General features: G+C 66.1%; 13 protein-coding genes. 3 read left to right on the top strand and 10 right to left on the bottom strand.

Features of this window, described 5'->3' with window-relative positions; all coding sequences use genetic code 11:
* Positions 1 to 346: 346 nt before the first annotated feature.
* Positions 347 to 1,363 carry a molecular chaperone DnaJ gene (locus tag KBY88_RS09630; protein ID WP_254939723.1) on the bottom strand — a complete coding sequence of 339 codons (1,017 nt, stop codon included), beginning with the start codon at positions 1,361 to 1,363 and terminating at the stop codon, positions 347 to 349.
* Positions 1,364 to 1,381: 18 nt separating this feature from the next.
* Entirely contained in the window at positions 1,382 to 2,965 is a 1,584-nt protein-coding gene (locus KBY88_RS09635; protein WP_254939724.1) for a DUF3370 family protein, read from the bottom strand.
* Positions 2,966 to 3,225: 260 nt separating this feature from the next.
* Between KBY88_RS09635 and KBY88_RS09640 the strand changes: the two genes are divergently transcribed.
* Complete coding sequence (locus KBY88_RS09640) at positions 3,226 to 3,399, top strand: sigma factor SigF (RefSeq protein WP_254939725.1); 174 nt, start codon at positions 3,226 to 3,228, stop codon at positions 3,397 to 3,399.
* Here the strand turns inward: KBY88_RS09640 and KBY88_RS09645 are convergent.
* The 5 genes from KBY88_RS09645 to KBY88_RS09665 form a co-directional block, all read right to left on the bottom strand.
* A complete protein-coding gene (locus KBY88_RS09645; RefSeq protein ID WP_254939726.1) occupies positions 3,365 to 4,123 on the bottom strand; it encodes a sigma-70 family RNA polymerase sigma factor in 759 nt (252 codons plus the stop codon). The two genes, KBY88_RS09640 and KBY88_RS09645, sit on opposite strands and share 35 nt — an antisense overlap.
* 101 nt (positions 4,124 to 4,224) lie before the next feature.
* The gene (locus KBY88_RS09650) at positions 4,225 to 5,055 is read right to left on the bottom strand and encodes an ATP adenylyltransferase family protein (protein ID WP_254939727.1); all 831 of its coding nucleotides are present in this window, start codon (positions 5,053 to 5,055) and stop codon (positions 4,225 to 4,227) included.
* Positions 5,045 to 6,100 carry a SpoIID/LytB domain-containing protein gene (locus KBY88_RS09655; protein WP_254939728.1) on the bottom strand — a complete coding sequence of 352 codons (1,056 nt, stop codon included), beginning with the start codon at positions 6,098 to 6,100 and terminating at the stop codon, positions 5,045 to 5,047. Before KBY88_RS09655 ends, KBY88_RS09650 begins: the two co-directional genes overlap by 11 nt.
* Before the next feature lie 66 nt (positions 6,101 to 6,166).
* A complete protein-coding gene (locus KBY88_RS09660) occupies positions 6,167 to 7,078 on the bottom strand; it encodes an NAD(P)H-dependent glycerol-3-phosphate dehydrogenase (RefSeq protein WP_254939729.1) in 912 nt (303 codons plus the stop codon).
* An 18-nt stretch (positions 7,079 to 7,096) separates the two neighbouring features.
* Entirely contained in the window at positions 7,097 to 7,483 is a 387-nt protein-coding gene (locus KBY88_RS09665; protein ID WP_254939730.1) for a DUF2237 family protein, read from the bottom strand.
* Positions 7,484 to 7,606: 123 nt separating this feature from the next.
* On the opposite strand from KBY88_RS09665, the gene KBY88_RS09670 reads away from it, so the two are divergent.
* The gene (locus tag KBY88_RS09670; protein ID WP_254939731.1) at positions 7,607 to 7,834 is read left to right on the top strand and encodes a DUF8667 family protein; all 228 of its coding nucleotides are present in this window, start codon (positions 7,607 to 7,609) and stop codon (positions 7,832 to 7,834) included.
* Positions 7,835 to 7,905: 71 nt separating this feature from the next.
* On the opposite strand, the gene KBY88_RS09675 is transcribed toward KBY88_RS09670, so the two are convergent.
* The 3 genes from KBY88_RS09675 to KBY88_RS09685 all read right to left on the bottom strand — a co-directional run bounded on the left by KBY88_RS09675 (position 7,906) and on the right by KBY88_RS09685 (position 12,860).
* On the bottom strand, positions 7,906 to 8,178 hold the full coding sequence (locus tag KBY88_RS09675; RefSeq protein WP_254939732.1) for a small RNA NsiR4-regulated ssr1528 family protein: 273 nt from the start codon (positions 8,176 to 8,178) through the stop codon (positions 7,906 to 7,908).
* Between the two features lie 78 nt (positions 8,179 to 8,256).
* Positions 8,257 to 11,943, bottom strand: a complete 3,687-nt coding sequence (metH, locus tag KBY88_RS09680; RefSeq protein ID WP_254939733.1) for a methionine synthase — start codon at positions 11,941 to 11,943, stop codon at positions 8,257 to 8,259.
* Positions 11,943 to 12,860: a branched-chain amino acid transaminase gene (locus KBY88_RS09685; RefSeq protein WP_254939734.1), complete on the bottom strand. Its 918-nt coding sequence runs from the start codon at positions 12,858 to 12,860 to the stop codon at positions 11,943 to 11,945. Before KBY88_RS09685 ends, metH begins: the two co-directional genes overlap by 1 nt.
* A 92-nt stretch (positions 12,861 to 12,952) precedes the next feature.
* On the opposite strand from KBY88_RS09685, the gene cobN reads away from it, so the two are divergent.
* Positions 12,953 to 16,600, top strand: a complete 3,648-nt coding sequence (gene cobN, locus KBY88_RS09690; protein WP_254939735.1) for a cobaltochelatase subunit CobN — start codon at positions 12,953 to 12,955, stop codon at positions 16,598 to 16,600.
* The last annotated feature ends 1 nt before the right edge of the window (position 16,601 follow it).

Here is a 16,601-nt window from a genome sequence, read left to right on the forward strand (position 1 = left end):
AGGACGCTCAGGCCCCACTCGGCCCTCCAGGGGCGTACGCCCCTGGAGGCAGCTCAACCAAGAGCTGCCGCATGACCAAGACCACCCACTCTCATAAGCACTGGACCGATAAAGGGGGTCACGTCACACCACATCTGCCAAGACTCTCTGCAAAACCAACAGAGAGGCGCAGATGGGATGGAATGGGCAGACCACCCGGGCCCAGGTTCGGCAGGGCCATCCCTACTGCCGCCTGGACCGGAATCTCCACTGGATGGAGCGCCCAGGCCGAAAGCCCAATGTCGAGAGAGTCGCCCTCGAGACTCAAGCCAAGGACAAACCCAAGACTTGCATGAGCCAAAAGAGATTATGCAGTCTGTCGATAGAGCTCCTTAAGCAACTGGTAGGCCTCGTTCAGCCGACGCATGGTCTCAACGGATCCACCGGCGTCAGGGTGATGGCTGACGGCCTGCTCCCGGTAGGCCTCGCGGATGGCCGCCAGGGTCAAGCGATGGCCCGCTGCGGTAGGCAACTTGAGCAATTTGAGGGCACCGTGGAGGGTCAGGGTGTTTTCCAGGGCCTGGAAGGATGTTCCCCGGGGACGGCGCCGGAAACGGTGCACGAAGCGGCGAATCAGGGTGGGGATGCGCAGGGTCAAGGTGTCGGCGCTGAAGGGATCCTCCAGCAGACCGGCTGCGACAACGACGCGGGCGAACGATGGCTCACAGGGCGTCCAGGCTGGGGCGAATTCCCTGACGATCTGCTCTGTGAGACTCCAGCTGAAGGGACGCCCTTCGCCCAGATCAGACTGCCTCCACAGGTCCTGGGCCAGCCACACCATGGCGGCCTCCAGCACCGCAGCGTTCGCGGGCTGGCCATACAGATTGATCCAGTGCTCCTCGGCGGCGCGCAGGGCATCCTCCAACTCGCGTCCCTGAACCAGAACCAACGACTCCGGCCCATGGCTGGTCTTCGGCGGGGGATTGAGACTGCGTTTCACCTGGGCCGTCTGGCTGCGCACGAAGCCAGGCAAATCGATGCCAGCCGGAGGCGTTCGGACACTCTGGCTTGATCGGGGCCCCACGGGACCATCAGCCCCAAGCCATGGGCTGTCATCGAGAGCAAAATCAAACGCCAGTTCGGCCTGGGAGTCGCGGCTGACGAGCACCAAAGCCCCCCGCTCATGAAAGCTTGAAGGGGGACTCTCGTCTTCTTCGGGCGCGTCCTGCTCCTGGCCAAGAAGCACCAGTTCCAGAAGCCGCTCAATCAGATCTCCGCGCTTGCGCAGACCCCACTCCTTCTTGAGCGCATCAAGCTTGGCGAGCATCGCGATCGGCAGCTCGACAGTCGTGCGTCGCCTGTCCTGATCACTGGGGTTGGCCAAGGAGAGCGGGTGCGGGGCTCAGCGGCCCATGAGGTTCTTGATGATGCGCTGCTGGGCTTCAACCGCTTGCTGGTACCGATCCATCAGGGTCTGACTCAGGCGAGCCGGTGGGATGAACGCCGGAGGCATCCCATTCACACCCGAGGACGGTGTTCCGATCAGGGCATTGTTGATCAACGGTGGGGGCGGCGGCGGCAACGGTTTGCGCCATGCGGAGGGAGGAAACGGCCGCGGTCGTTTCGACGCTGAGGATGCACGGGGACTCATTGGCGCCTTGACCTGCGCCGCCGGGATGCCGTTGGTGGCCACAGAGGGTGGAATGGGCGCCGCCGCAGCGGAACGGGCCGCCGCCGCGCGGGCGAGTGTCACCTGGCGCTCCCGTTCGAGCAACTGGGCCAGTTGCTCCTCGGGCACCACACTGAGCAAATGACCCGGGGTGCTGTCAGCGGGGTAGACGAGGCTCACTTTGACGGTGTTGGTGACCCCAGGACGGAGGTTCAAAGAGGCCAGCTGCAGGCTCTCACCGGAGCGCATGCCCACATGGACTTCCCGGTACCCCTCATCGGTCTCGATGCCGATCGAACCGCGGAAGGCCGTGAAGGTGCGGCCGTTCGGAGTGGGATGGCTGAGGGCCAGCGCGTAAGGACCGCTGCCGATCAGATTGAGCTGGACGTCAAAGCGAACCCCATAGGTGCCGACGTTGTCGAGGGAGGAATCCACCATGCGGCTGGCCAGTGGATTCACCTGAACCTCACGGGTGCCGAAGTTGTGACGGTTGGTGCTGGTCAGGGGCACGTGCAAGGCACCCTGGCGCAGGTCGTAGGACAGCGATGCCTGGTAGGCATCGCCATAGGCCACACCAGCAACCCTGGAGAACACCCGACCGCTGTCGATGTCCGCGAGCCTGTTGAGGTAAATCCGACCAGGGGCAAGAACACCCTGATCGAGAACGGCAACGATGTCGTAGTCATTCTCAGGGTTTTTAGCCGCGACCACGGCCATCTGGAACGGGCCATCGCTCCGCCCGCGCAACAGGCCGTTGGCGATGCCCTGGGCCGGAAGCTGCGTGCGGAACAGCACCATGCGGCTTCGGGGAGGCACCACCACCTCCGACGGCAGGCGCGCGTCCAACTTCCCTCGCAGCATCGTCACCGCCGTGGCATCACCGGGCCCGGTGTTCCAGGGGCGAGGCCCCAGGGGCTTGACCCCCATCAAATAGTTGGGTCGGTAGGGGGCCTCAAAACTATTGCTGAAGGCTCCCCGATCGAAGCGGATTCGTACCGGCTGATAACCGGGATTGATCAGGATCGTGGCCAGGGCGAGCTCAGAACGAACGCGGCCAGGGGTCGGCTCAGCTCCCGGCGGAGCTGCGTACTTGTGGTGGACATGCAGCCCGAAGTCACCGTTGAAGGTGAAAGCGGCGTTGGTGAGGGGTTGTCCGCTCTCGGAGGTGACCGCCGATCCTGGAGCGGTGTTCACCAGAATCCCAGGCCCGAAAACCTCTTCGGGCTGGTTGGAATGCAGCACGGGCACGTTGTTGAAACGACCGCTCAGGGGGCGAGCGGCTTGCCCTGCCATCAGGGGGACGTAGGCCCAGGCCATGGGCGCCTGAAGAAGAGCGCCGCCAAGGGCAGCCAACAAAAAAGACCGCCTGAGACCCGTGGGACCAACCATTCTCAAAACTTGTCTGATTCGCGAACAGCTGATGGGTCAATCCGTCGTCTTCGCCCAGAGCATGTCATGACTGTGCCGGGGAGGAGAGGGAAGTGATCGGGGCTCGGGTGGATCTCACCAGCGGTGGATCAGTCGCGCGTCTTCGGTTGGAAAACCGTTAGAAGCGTGCCGAACCGCATCATTTTCCCATGTTCCCCCCATTCCTCTGCCCCTCCTCCCCAGAGGAGGCCCGGAAGACGCGGCGGCGCTACCAGGAGCGCAAACTACGCACCCTCAGCTTCTGGCGTGACGGTCTGGAGCGTCAACTGGCCGCACTCCAGGCGGCCATCAGCACGCTCGAGCAGCAAATCGCCCGGGAGTGAGCTCCGGCTCTGCCCTGAGGACCTGACGCAGCTGATCCAAACCCCTGTGGAGAAGCCGATGGGCAGTCATGGGGCTCACCTCGAGCTCCCGCGCCACCTCTCGCAGGCTGGCCCCTCCCAGCACTACGGCGCGCACCACCCGTCCTTGGCGTGGCTCCAGTTCGGCCATCGCAAGCAGAGCCCGGGGCGGCTGCTCGGGTTCGCCAGGAGCGACAGGCTCCGCCGCAATCGCGGGATCGTGCTCCAGCAGCTCAACTCGCCTGAGGCAGCAGGCCTGCTCGAATCGCTGCCATTGCTGAACTGAGAGACCGAGCACCTGGCGCAGCTGGTCGTCGGAAGGCGTTCTGCCCAGTTCCTGGGTGAGCTGTCGACCGGTGGCCCGCACCCGATCGGCCAGCTCCTGCTGACGCCGTGGCAAGCGGACGCTGGGTGCAACATCCCGCAGATAGTGAAGGATCGCCCCGCGGATGTGGGGACGGGCAAAGGCCGCAAAAGGGATGGCCCGTTCCCGTTGGTAGAGCTCCGCGGCCCGGATCAGCCCCAGCAGACCCACCTGTTGAAGATCATCCGCCTGCTCGCTGCAGACCGAGGCGTAATGAAGGGCAATCGGGCGAACGATGCCGCGGTAGTGCTCAACGCGTTGGTTACGTTCCTGGAGAGCCCTGCTGAGGGGCCTGGCGGGACGACTTGAAGCGGACGAGAGGGTGGTCAGAATCGGAACCATGGAGCAGAACAGATCGGTCAAAGGAGGGGATGCAGGTGCTGCCCCTCTTTCAACAGAGGCCTGAACGACCTCGATCTGACAACCGTGAAAACACCGAATCTTCAGGCTACGGACGGTGCCGCCACCTCCTGGAGCAGGCGCAGGGGGCCGTTCGCCCTGAGCCAATCGAGATCGGAGCGACCGGTGAGCAGCAGATAGCCCGCGAAGCCGAGGGCATTGACGCTGAAACCAGCGCCATGTTCCCGAACGCGCCGAATCGTCAGGAACCAATCGTCGTCAAACAGAAGGTTGTAGGGATGCCGGGGCCTTGGATTCAGACCTGGGCTGCCCAGGCCGAGGCTGTGGCAGTGGCGCTCGTACAGCGCCCGTAGCGCACCACCTGTGAGACCCCCTCGCCGCTCCAGCCGATAAGCCCACGGCCAGGACGCGGACTTGCCCTCCAGCTGGGCGATCAACTCGGCCGCCAGCGGGCAGCTGGGTTGACCGCTGGGGCGCGGGAGCAGTTGCAGGTGGCGATGGGGCTGACTGGCCCCGGCGACCGATGAGCTGTTGAAGAACCAGAGGCCACCGGTATCAGCTGTCACATCGGCAACGGCCTGCCAATCGCAGGCGTTCAGCCAGCCGCTCTGGGGCCACCAGTTCTGGGTGATCAGCAGCAGATGACCTTCTTGGACGGGGTACTTGTTGAGCAGCAACAGGTGCTCCTCCCCCAGCCGGCTGACCTCCAGGGGCCGCTCCCAGGGCAGGAAGGGATTGGGGCGTGGTCCTGGTTCGCGCAGGTGGCGGGGGGGCAGGCCCAGGAGCCGCCTCAGCACGAAGGGCTCACAGCCAGGAAGCTCCAGCCGTTCGGTGCTCAGGGGCGCCAGATCACCGCTGGTGGCGGCCTGGCGGCTGCGATCCAGCGCCGCACGCCAGTACTGCTCAGCCCGCACCGGGCTTGAGCCGAGCGAGGGAAGCCCCCTGGTAGTAGCGGCCGAGAATGGCGTTGTACCGAAGGCCTTGGGAGGCCAGTGCCTGGGCACCTTCCTGGCTCATGCTGGCGCCCAGGTGCCCATGGGCTTCCAGGACAATCTGCTGATTGGCGGCATAGAGGCTTTCGACGATGCCCCCCTGATAGCTCAGGATCACGCCAGCGGTGCTGGCCGCCGCTCGCTGGGTGCGTTCATTGACCGATTCCAGCCCCCGATAGGCCTGCCAGCGCGTGGTGTTGCCCAGGTGCCAATGGGCGCTGGCGGGGCGGGCCATGTGAGCAACGGCATAGGAGCGGGCGGCGATCGCCTGGGCCCGGAGCGCCTCCATGTTCCAGGAGCTGGGCATCTCCGAGCCCACCACCGAGGCGATGTAGCGCTCCAGCGCAAGATGGTTGACCACCGTGTAGGTGCCCCCCTGACGCACCAGGCGCAGGCGGCCGTCATAGCGGCGGCCCTGCACACTCACCGGATCACCTCCCTGCGTTTCAAACCACAGCTCGGCGGGGAGATCAGCGCTCGGCGAAAGGTCAGGGCCAGCGCCGCCCCCCCCCTGGCGAAGGACATTGCCGGAGCGGTCCCGCAGCAGCCAGGGCCCCTCAGACCCCAGTTGAAGCGTGGTGGGTTGATTGAGCAGGGCCACCCGAATCTCCAGGGCGAGGGGCTCGCCAGGCTCTGGTTCGGCCAGGATCAACGGTCCGGCGCCGGTGGTGGGGGCACTGGCCCGGCGGGATTGGATCCCGCTCAGGGGGTCCGGCTCAACACCATCGCCACGGACCACGGCGGCGGCCCGGCGGGGCGGAGGGGGCGGCGCTTGGAGCATCGCGTCGATCAAGGGCGCATCGAGCGCCGGTGTGCTGGGTACCAGGCCCTGGGCCATGAATCCGACACCCAGGGCACCGAAACCCACGGGGGCGGTGAGCAAGATGGCCTTGAGCCGCGCCTGGCGCGACAAGCGACCGCGCCAGCGGCGCCCGAGGGCCAGCACGCGATGACGGAGCCTTTGCACGGGTCTGGGTTCCTTTCGCAACAGCCGGATCATGCCGGAAAACGGTGCCCTGGGCCCATCAGGGTTTCATTCATTCTTGAGGGCTCGATCCATCAGGGCTCTGACGGTCTCCCTGGGCTGGATGCGCTCGTTCACCAGGGCCGCCACCTGCTCACAAATTGGCAGATGCCATGCGCGCTGCAAGGCAAGACGAACCACCGCCGTTGCCGTTGATGCCCCCTCCACGGTGGCACCCACTTGAACCAAGGTCTTCTGGTGGCCCAGCCCACTGGCTCGCAGGGACCCGTAGCGGTAATTGCGGCTCAAGGGACTGTTGGCGGTGGCCAGCAGATCTCCCAGGCCCGCAAGGCCATAGAGGCTGCTGATCTGGCCCCCGAGGCCTTCGATCACCACCCCCATCTCCGCCAGGCCGCGGGTCAGCAGTGAGGCCTTGGCGTTGGCCCCCAGCCCCAGGCCATCACAGACCCCGGCGGCGACAGCCATCACATTCTTGAGGGCGCCCGCCACCTCTGTGCCGAGGGGGTCGTTGTTGGTGTATAAACGCAGGCCATCGCCACTCAATTGGCGTTGCAGGGCGCTGGCCAGGTGGGAATGCCGGGAAGCGAGCACACTGGCGGCCGGCAGACCCTGCTCCAGCTCAGCGGCCAGGTTCGGGCCGCTCAGCACCAGCACCGGAAGCCCCGGAATCATGCCCTCCCAGAGCTGGGACGGGGTGCAAAGCCGCATGGGGTCCAGTCCCTTGCTGCAACTCAGCAAGGGCAGCCCCGGGGGCCAGTGGGGGGCCAGCCGTTGGGCCAACTCACTCACTCCGGCCATCGCCACCGCCGCCAGCACCAACTCCTGGGCCGGCAACAGGGCGGCAGGATCACCGCCGCCCCCGCGGGACCAGGTCTGTACCCGGTGACCCTGGCGCTCCAGCAACGCGCCCAGGGTGCGACCCCAGGCCCCCTGACCCAGCACCACGACGCGCACACTCATGGCCGCGATCCGCGCCCCTCAGACGTCAGCCGCATTCTCCTCCAACAGCTTCAGGGGGATCAGCTCCAGGGTCGAGACCTCACAGGCCTTGAGCAGCACCGGCGGCGCCATGCCATCTTCATGGGCCTCAAGCCAGCGGGGAGCGCAAACGCACCAGTGATCGCCCGGGTGCAGACCGGGGAAGCCAAAGGCAGGCATGGGAGTGGAGAGGTCGTTGCCCTGGGCCTTGCTGTAGCTCAGAAAGGACTCGGTGATCACGCAACAGACCGTATGGCGGCCTTGGTCGCTGGGGCCGGAGCGGCAACTGCCATCCCGGGTCCACCCGGTGAGCGGTGCACAGCTGCAGAGCTCCAGCGGCTGGCCGAGCACGTTCAGGGACTGACTTTCAAAGGTGATAGGGCCCATGGAACGCAATGGTGCGAAGGCGATGCAGACAGGAGTCTGGCGAAGGTGTGGCACAAATTCGCCCCAAGAGGTTGACGGATTCGGGGGGTCAGGCGTTAAAGGTCATTCAGCAGATCGCCCTTCATGAGCTGGGACTTCAGAGAAGACGCGGCCTTCCTGGCGTTGTGCGACGCCTTCAAGGAAAGCGGTGAGGACTCAGCGATTGAGTTTCTGGCCAGCGGCGAAGGGGCATTCCATTTCCAGGAGCTCACCCAGAATGCCGCCGGCGAAGGCATCGATCTCAGCGACTCCACGGCCCTCCAAAGCTTCCAGCAGGAGGTGATCGACACCCTTGAAGAGCTCTGCGCCTAGGGGCCGTCCGTCTTCTACCCGACCCTTCCCCGTCGCCTCAGGGCTAGGGAGGGGCACAGAACAGCTCGAACTCAGCCGTAGAAAAAGGCAATCTCCCTGGCCTTCAGGCCCTCCCAGCCCGCAGCCTGAAGACGGGCATCGAGGCTGGCCTGATCCAGGTGCTTGGCCCCGGTGCGCACGATTCGGTTGCGCATCGACTTGCGCACACCGCTGCGGGCCCGCTGGGCCTCCAAGGCCATCACCTCGTTGTAGAGCTCCAGCATTGCCGCGGGCAGGGGTGATCCGTCGAGATCAAGGCCAGCGGCGATCGCCTCATCAACGCCACCGGGTCCGGCTATGGCCATGGAAAGTCAGGCAAACAGATTGCAAGCCTGCCATCCGAGCACCCCTGGCGGTTGGCCAGCCCCTCGAGAACGGTTGGATCAGACACTGAAGTAGCGGGCGCGGCTGTGCAGGGCCACGAGGGCCGTGGTGCTCTGCTCGGGCTCAAGCTGATCGCTCTCATCCATGCGCAGGCCGATCCGCTCGGCCCCCAACCAGACCAACTGCTGGCGTGAATCGGCCACGTTCGGGCAAGCTGGATAACCGAAGGAATAGCGGCTGCCGCGGTAGCGCTGGGCCAGTACATCACGCAACTCTGAGGGCTCCTCGGCCCCAAACCCCAGCTCCCGGCGGATACGGGCGTGGGTCCACTCCGCCAGGGCTTCGGCCAGCTGCACCGCCAGCCCATGGAAGTAGAGATAATCGCTATAGCGATCGGCAGCGAAGAGCTCCCGGGCAAAGGCACTGGCCTTCTCCCCCATGGTCACCGCCTGCATCGGCACCACATCCATGGGGTGCCCCTCCACCAGATCTCTGTAGAAATCCGCGATGCAGTAGCGGTTGCCGCCCCGCTGGCGGGGCAGATCGAAGTGGCCTAATGCGCGGCTGGAGGCAGCGGGATCAAACACCCGCAGGGCATTGCCCTCGCGGCCAGCGGGGAAATAGCCATAGGCCAGGCGGGGCGTCAGCAGGTTGCCTTCCAGGCAGCGCTGGGTCCAGTCGGCCAGCACCGGCTCGGCTTTTTCCTTTAGAAAGGCTTCATAGGCCTCACGGCTTTGGTCCTTGGCCTTGCGCAGCTGCCACTGACCAGCGAACAGGGCGTTGCGATCGAGGTACGCAAACACCTCCTCCAGGGAAATCTGTTCCTCCAGCAGCACCTGGCTGCCCCAGAAAGGTGGCGTCAGCGCGGGTTCTTCCGGTACGACCTCCGATCGGGCCTCGCTGGTCGCCGGCACAGGAGCATGGCTGAAATCGTCGAGGCTGCCTTCACCAGAACCATCAGCCGTGCCGTTGCTGACGGCCTCAAGGCCGGTGGCGCCATCAAGGCCCAGGCCAGTGGGGGCGCCCGCCAGAAATCCCCTTTTCGCCTCCCACTGGCCCGTGTCACGGGCCTCCACGTAGGCATCCATGAAACGCAGATCAGCGAAGGCGTCACGGCCGTAGATCACCTGGCCGTTGTAGACGGAGCGGCAATCCTTGTTCACAAACCTGGGAGTGAGCGCCGCGCCCCCGAGGATCACGGGAACGTCGATGCCGGCTGCGTTGAAGGCCTGCAAGTTATCTTTCATGAAGGCCGTGGATTTCACCAGTAGGCCACTCATGGCGATGCAATCGGCCTGATGAAGCCTCTGGGCTTCAATGATCGCTTCTACGGGCTGTTTGATGCCAAGATTGATAACCTCATAACCGTTATTTGTGAGGATAATATCAACAAGATTCTTGCCAATATCATGGACATCTCCCTTCACAGTGGCGATCAGGAATCTAGCCTTCGCCCGCCTCTGACCGCCCGCTTCATCTCCTTCCGCCCGATCCATCAGTGGTTCAAGAAAAGCCACAGCCGCCTTCATCGTTTCGGCGCTCTGGAGCACGAAGGGTAGTTGCATCTGGCCGGAACCGAACAATTCACCCACCACCTTCATGCCATCAAGCAGGAAGGTATTGATGATGTGCAACGGCGGGTAGCTCTCAAGGGCCTGTTTGAGCGAAGCCTCCAGGCCAATGCGTTCGCCGTCGATGATGTGCTGCTTGAGCCGTTCCTCCACGGGGAGGTCCGCCAGGCTGGGCCCTGAGGCGCGGGCCTCCCGCGCGCTCACCCCCTCGAACAGTTTGGTGAGCTCGGTGAGAGGGTCATAGATGCAGACCTCAGCGTCAAAGCGACGGGCATCGTTGATGAGGTCGCGGCACACCTGCTGATGCTCAGGGCTGATCTTGGCCAGGGGCAGGATCTTCGCCGGGCTGACGATCGCCGCATCCAGACCCGCTTGGCAGCAATCGCTCAGGAACACCGAATTGAGCACGATCCGGGCGGCTGGGGAGAGTCCGAAGCTCACGTTGCTGACCCCCAGCACCACATGCACGCCTGGCAACCGCCCGCGGATCAGACGGATGGCCTCAACCGTGGCCGAGGCGTTCTTGCGGTCTTCCTCGATACCCGTGGAAATCGGCAGGGCCAGGGGGTCGTAGAAGATTTCGTAGGCGGGTAGGCCAAACCCAAGGGCGTCGCGGTAGGCACGCTGGGCAATGGCAAACTTGCGCTCAGCGGTACGCGCCATGCCCTCCTCGTCAATGGTGCCGATCACCACACCGGCCCCATAGGACTTGGCCAGTTCAAGCACCTTGAAGAAACGCTCATCGCCATCTTCGTAGTTGGTGGAGTTGAGCAGACATTTTCCGCCGGACACCTTGAGACCCGCCTCCATCTTCTGCCACTCGGTGGAATCGAGCATCAACGGCAGGCTCACATTGGTGACGAGTCGGCTCACCATTTCATGCATGTCGCGCTCTCCGTCGCGACCCACGTAATCGACGTTGACATCGAGCACGTGGGCGTTCTCCTTCACCTGACCGCGGGCCACTGCCACCAGACCATCCCAGTCTTCGGCATTGAGCAGTTCTCGCACCTTCTTTGAGCCGCTGGCATTCAGCCGCTCGCCGATGATCAAAAAGGAGTTGTCCTGAAGGTAGGGGGTGACGCCGTAGATCGAGGCCACGGAAGGCTCGTAGGCCAAGGCTGGTCGCTGTTGCTGGAGCGCCGGGGTGCGTACCGCCCGTTGGTGCGGCTTGAGGCCCTTCGCCATCTCAGCGAGGGCGGCGATGTGGGCGGTGGTGGTGCCACAGCAGCCGCCGATCACCTGCACCCCCAGATCCTCGACGAAATGCAGCAATTGCATCCGCATCTCAAGGGGCGTGAGGCGGTAATGGGCCACGCCGCCAATATTCTCCGGCAGGCCGGCGTTGGGGATGCAGCTGACCACGAAGGGGCTGTGCTCGCTGAGGTAGTGCACGTGCTCCTTCATCTGCTCAGGACCCGTGGCGCAGTTGAGGCCGAGCACATCGATCGGGAATGGCTCCAGAATCGCCACCACGGCGGCGATGTCTGAGCCCACCAACATCGTGCCGGTGGTTTCCATCGTCACCGAGACCATGAGCGGCCGGCGTTCACCGGTGGCGGCAAAGGCCGCCTCGATGCCCTGAAGCGCTGCCTTGATCTGCAGCACGTCCTGGCAGGTCTCAACGATGAACAGATCCACATCGCCGGCGAGCAGGCCTTCGGCCTGCTCCCTGTAGGAGGCCTTCAGGTCGTCGAAGGAGACATGGCCCAGGGTAGGCAGCTTGGTGGTGGGGCCCATGGAGCCGGCCACGAAACGCGGCTGCTCGGGGGTGCTGAATTCAGCCGCCACCTCCCGGGCCAGCTCGGCCGCACGCCTGTTGATGGCGAAGGCCTGGTCCTGCAGGTCGTATTCGGCCAGCACGATCGAAGCCGCCCCGAAGGTGTCGGTTTCAATCACATCGCAACCCGCCTCCAGGAACTGGCGATGCACGGCCCTGACGGCATCCGGACGGGTGAACACGAGGTGCTCGTTGCAGCCCTCCAGGGCAGCCCCACCAAAATCATCAGCGCTGAGGTTCAGCTCCTGCAGCGAGGTGCCCGTGGCGCCGTCGAACACCAGCACCGGCCTCTCGGGGCTGTGGAGCCGCTCCAGGAAGCCGATGCGCCCAGTGGCGGTGGCCGGGCGTCCCGGAGTTGGAATCCCTGCCGCCTGGCTCACCGTGGAAACGCCCATCAGTCGCTCAAACGCACACGCGTCACCCAATGGTCATAGGCGGGATCTCGGCCCTCTGTGATCGTCGTAAGCCGATCGCGCAGGAGCTCCATCACCGGGCGATGGGTGGCCAGATCAGTGCTCTCGATCCTCCGCACCGGCGTCACCCGGGCCGCAGTTCCCGTAAGGAACACCTCATCCGCGATGAAAAGTTCGGTCTTGTCAACTGCCCGCTCCAGGGTGGGGATGCTCAGATCCCTGGCGAGCTCGAGCACGCTGGCGCGGGTGATGCCTTCGAGAATGTCCTGATCAACACCCGGTGTGATCAGCACCCCATCGCGCACGATGAACAGGTTCATGCCGCTGGCTTCACTCACCTTGCCGCGGCTGTTGAGCAACAGGGCCTCATCAAAGCCGCTCTTGACCGCCTCGGTTTTGGCCAGGGAACTGGTGATGTAGGCGCCACTGATCTTGCCGCGCAGGGGCAGGGAGCGGTCCTCCTGGCGCGCCCAGCTGCTGATGCGACAACTCACCCCCTCGGGTGAGAGGTAGTCCCCCAGCTCAATGCCGTAGATCAGAAAATCGGTCTGGATATCGTGCAGGCGCGGGGCGATGCCCAGATCGCTGGTGTAGACGAAGGGCCGCAGGTACACCGGCGTGGTGGGGCGGTTGGCCTGCAGGAACAGTTCGATCGAATCGTGGACGCGTTGCTCACTGAGCTCCGTGAGCAGCAGCCGGGCACTCTGGCTCAAGCGCCTGGCGTGGCGGTCGGCGCGGAACAGCAGGATCTCGCTGGGATCGGCGGGGTTGGGCAGAGCACGCATGCCACCAAAAGCCCCGGTGCCGTAGTGGAGGGCATGGGTGGCCACCGACAGGGTCGCCTCGGGAAAGGGAACAATCTGACCGCCGAACCAGGCGTAAGGAAGAAACTGATGCATCGGTTGGCGGGGCAGTCCGACGGGACAGGGGGCGGCGGCCCAGGGGCTCGGCGTAACCCGATCTTCTCACTGTCAGGCCCCAGGATGGGGCGATGCATCGGCTTGCGGCGGTCCCTGGCAGCGACGACGGCTTCGGCAGCCCCGCCTATGTGGAGCAGCCGACGGCTCCTGTGCTGGTGCTCAGCAGCGCCGACACAGACCTGATGGCTCTCGCCGGTGTGCTGGAGCGGGAGCCGGATCTGCTCGGCGTGGAGCTGCGTGGGCTCAACCTGGCGGCCCTGGAGCACCCGGCGGTGCTCGACCACTACATCGCGAGCACCCTCCGCCCGGCGCGACTGGTGCTGGTGCGGCTGCTGGGGGGGCGGGGGCACTGGAGCTATGGGCTGGAGCAGCTGGGGCTCTGGGCCACTGAGCCAGGCCGTCAACTGATCGTGCTGGCGGGCACCCCCGACCAGGACCTTGACCTGGCCGCGTTGGGAACCGTCGATCCGGCCCTGGCGGTGGCCCTGGGTCGCTGCCTGCGCGAGGGAGGAAACGCGAACTGGCGAGCGGTGCTGCTCAGCCTGCGGCAGCTGCTGGCGGGCCGGCAACCCACCCCGCCCGCCCCCGTGCCCTTGCCCGATCCCTTGCCCCACGACTGGCGCGACGACCCTGGCCCCCGCGTGGGTGTCGTGCTCTACCGGGCCCTGCTCCAGGCCGGTGATCTGGCCCTGCCGGAGGCGCTACTCACGGCCCTGCGCAACGGGGGGCTCTGCCCCCGCGCCCTCTGGGTGAGTGGACTGCGGGAGTTGGCGGTGCAGCGGGGCGTCGCCGATCTGCTCGGGCGCGAGCAGGTGCAGGCGGTGGTCTGCACCACCTCCTTTGCCTCGGTGCAGTTCGAGGAGGCGGGTCTGGGGGCACCGCTCTGGGAAGCCCTGGCAGTGCCCGTGCTGCAGCTGCTTTGCAGCACCCAGAGCCGGGCCCGTTGGGAGGCCAGCAGCATTGGCCTGGGGCCCCTCGACCTCAGCCTGCAGGTGGCCCTGCCGGAGCTCGATGGCCGCCTCACCACCCGGGTGGGGGCGTTCAAAGAATCGGCGGGGGCCGATGGGCGCCTGGCCAGCGCCACCATGCGCTACGTGCCGGAGCCTGAACGGCTCGCCTGGGTGAGCCGGCTGGTGAAGGGTTGGGCGGATCTGCGGCTCACCCCCATCAGGGAGCGGCGTCTGGCCCTGGTGCTGGCCAATTACCCCACCCGCAACGGACGGCTCGCCAACGGCGTCGGCCTCGACACACCCGGCAGTTGCGCCCGGATGCTCGGCTGGCTGCGCGGCAGCGGCCACGACCTGGGCGATGCACCCCTGCCGGCCGATGGCGATGCCCTGATCCACCGCCTGCTGGAGGGACGCACCAACGATCCGGAAAGCGGTCACCGCCCTCCCCTGGCGCATCTGACCTTGGAGGTCTACCGGCAGTGGTACCTCGAGCTGCCCGAGCCCGGCCGACAGCGGCTTGAGGCGCGCTGGGGACCGCCGGAGATGGACCCCTCCCTGGAGCCGGACGGCTTCCCCATCCGGGGGCTCCGCTTCGGCGCCGTGGTGGTGCTGGTGCAGCCGGAACGCGGCTATGACCGCGACCCCAGCCTCAACTACCACGCCCCCGACCTGCCCCCTCCCCACGCCTACCTGGCCCAGTACCTCTGGCTGCGCCAGCAGGCCCGCTGCCAGGCGGTGGTGCACGTGGGCAAGCACGGCAACCTGGAATGGCTGCCGGGCAAGGGGCTGGGCCTGTCTCCCTCCTGCTTCCCCGAGTGGGCCCTGGGGCCGATGCCCCACATCTATCCCTTCATTGTCAATGATCCGGGCGAAGGCTCCCAGGCCAAGCGCCGCGCCCAAGCGGTGATCCTCGACCACCTCACCCCCCCGCTCGCGCGAGCGGGTCTGTACGGACCCCTGCTGGAACTCGAGACCCTGCTCGATGAACACTGGGAGGCCCGCCAACTGGGCAGCGGGCGGCTCGACCTCTTGCGGGAGCGCCTGGAGCGCCGCTTGAAGGAGCTCCACCTGCCCCTGGATCTGGAGGCCGCCGACGGTTACCTCTGTGAGCTCAAGGAAGCCCAGATCCGCACGGGTCTGCACACCTTCGGAGCGCTGCCCGAGCCCGGTGCGCTGGCAGAACTACTGCTGGCCCTGGCCCGGCCCCCCGTGGCCGGTGGCCCGGGCCTGACCCAGGCCCTGGCCCGGGACCAAGGCCTTGAGCTGGATCCCTGGGCCGACCCTGAGGAGCAGCCCCTGGGCGCTGCCGACCGGCAGCGGCTGGGGCAGGGTGTGCGCCGGGTGGGAGATGGGGTGGCGCGGCTGGAGCAGGAGGCCCTGGCCCTGATGGAAGCCTTGCTGGCCCAGCGGCAAGGCCCAGTTCCGGAAGCAGGCGCGGCCACCACGGCGGTGCTCGAACGGGTGCGCGCGGGCCTGCTCCCCAACCTGCTGGCCTGCGGCGCGGCGGAGCGCTCTGCGTTCCTGGCGGCCCTGGCCGGCGAGCGCATCGCCGCCGGTCCCTCCGGTGCCCCCACCCGGGGCCGGCCCGACCTGTTGCCCACGGGGCGAAATTTCTACAGCGTCGATCTACGCGGCCTGCCCACCGAAGCCGCCTGGGACCTGGGTCGCCGCAGCGCTGAACTGTTGATCGAGCTGCACCTGCAGGAGAAGGGCGATGACCTGCGCCACCTGGCCCTTTCGGTGTGGGGCACGGCCACCATGCGCAACGGCGGCGAGGACATCGCCCAGGCCCTGGCCCTGATGGGGGTGAGACCGGTGTGGGATGGTCCCACCCGGCGGCTGGTGGAGTTGGAGGTGATCCCCTTGACCTTGCTGGGTCGGCCGAGGGTGGATGTGACCCTGCGCATCTCCGGGCTGTTCCGTGATGCCTTCCCCCAGCTGGTGACCTGGTTCAACCAGGCCACGGAGCGGGTGGCGGCCCTGGATGAATCCGAGGCCGACAACCCCTTGGCGGCGGCGGCCCGGCGGGAGGGGCAGTCGGCGCGGGTCTATGGCTCAGCGCCGGGGGCCTACGGCGCGGGGCTCCAGGGGCTGATCGACAGCGGCCAGTGGGAGAGCCGAGCCGATCTGGGAGAGGCCTATCTGAATTGGAGCGGCTGGCGCTATGAGGGAACGGGCTCCAGAGGCACCGAGGCGGTGGCGGATCGCCCCGGACTTGAGCAGCGCCTGCGCAGCGTGCAGGTGGTGCTCCATAACCAGGACAACCGCGAGCACGATCTGCTCGATTCAGACGACTATTACCAGTTCCAGGGGGGGATGAGCGCCGCCACCGAAGCGGTGCGCGGCAGCGCCCCGGCGCTGTGGTTCGGTGATCACTCCAGGGCCCAGCGGCCACGGGTGCACCGGTTGGAGAAGGAACTCGACAAGGTGTTGCGCTCCAGGGTGCTCAACCCCCGCTGGATTGAAGGCATGGCCGGCCACGGCTACAAGGGCGGTTTTGAGCTGGCCGCCAGCCTCGACTACCTCTTCGCCTACGACGCCAGCACCGGTCAGGTGCCCGATTGGAGCTACGGCGCCATCTGCGACCACTGGCTCAGCTCCGAAGCGGTGCTGGCCTTCCTGCGTCAATCCAATCCCTGGGCCCTGCGGGACATGGCCGAGCGGCTACTGGAGGCCCACAACAGAAAGCTCTGGGATGGGGCCACAGGGGATCAACTGGAGCACCTGCGTGGTCTCGTCCTCAGCAGCGAGCAGATGGTGGAGGGCTGAA

Source organism: Cyanobium sp. Morenito 9A2 (assembly GCF_024345575.1).
In the GTDB taxonomy this organism is placed as follows: domain Bacteria; phylum Cyanobacteriota; class Cyanobacteriia; order PCC-6307; family Cyanobiaceae; genus ATX-6F1.

Bases quoted from the DNA above. Each gene is read 5' to 3' on its own strand.
- KBY88_RS09665 (WP_254939730.1), bottom strand. From the start codon at position 7,483: ATGGGCCCTATCACCTTTGAAAGTCAGTCCCTGAACGTGCTCGGCCAG.
- KBY88_RS09645 (WP_254939726.1), bottom strand. From the start codon at position 4,123: ATGGTTCCGATTCTGACCACCCTCTCGTCCGCTTCAAGTCGTCCCGCC.
- KBY88_RS09685 (WP_254939734.1), bottom strand. From the start codon at position 12,860: ATGCATCAGTTTCTTCCTTACGCCTGGTTCGGCGGTCAGATTGTTCCC.
- KBY88_RS09675 (WP_254939732.1), bottom strand. From the start codon at position 8,178: ATGGCCATAGCCGGACCCGGTGGCGTTGATGAGGCGATCGCCGCTGGC.
- metH (WP_254939733.1), bottom strand. From the start codon at position 11,943: ATGGGCGTTTCCACGGTGAGCCAGGCGGCAGGGATTCCAACTCCGGGA.
- KBY88_RS09670 (WP_254939731.1), top strand. From the start codon at position 7,607: ATGAGCTGGGACTTCAGAGAAGACGCGGCCTTCCTGGCGTTGTGCGAC.
- KBY88_RS09660 (WP_254939729.1), bottom strand. From the start codon at position 7,078: ATGAGTGTGCGCGTCGTGGTGCTGGGTCAGGGGGCCTGGGGTCGCACC.
- KBY88_RS09640 (WP_254939725.1), top strand. From the start codon at position 3,226: ATGTTCCCCCCATTCCTCTGCCCCTCCTCCCCAGAGGAGGCCCGGAAG.
- KBY88_RS09635 (WP_254939724.1), bottom strand. From the start codon at position 2,965: ATGGCCTGGGCCTACGTCCCCCTGATGGCAGGGCAAGCCGCTCGCCCC.
- cobN (WP_254939735.1), top strand. From the start codon at position 12,953: ATGCATCGGCTTGCGGCGGTCCCTGGCAGCGACGACGGCTTCGGCAGC.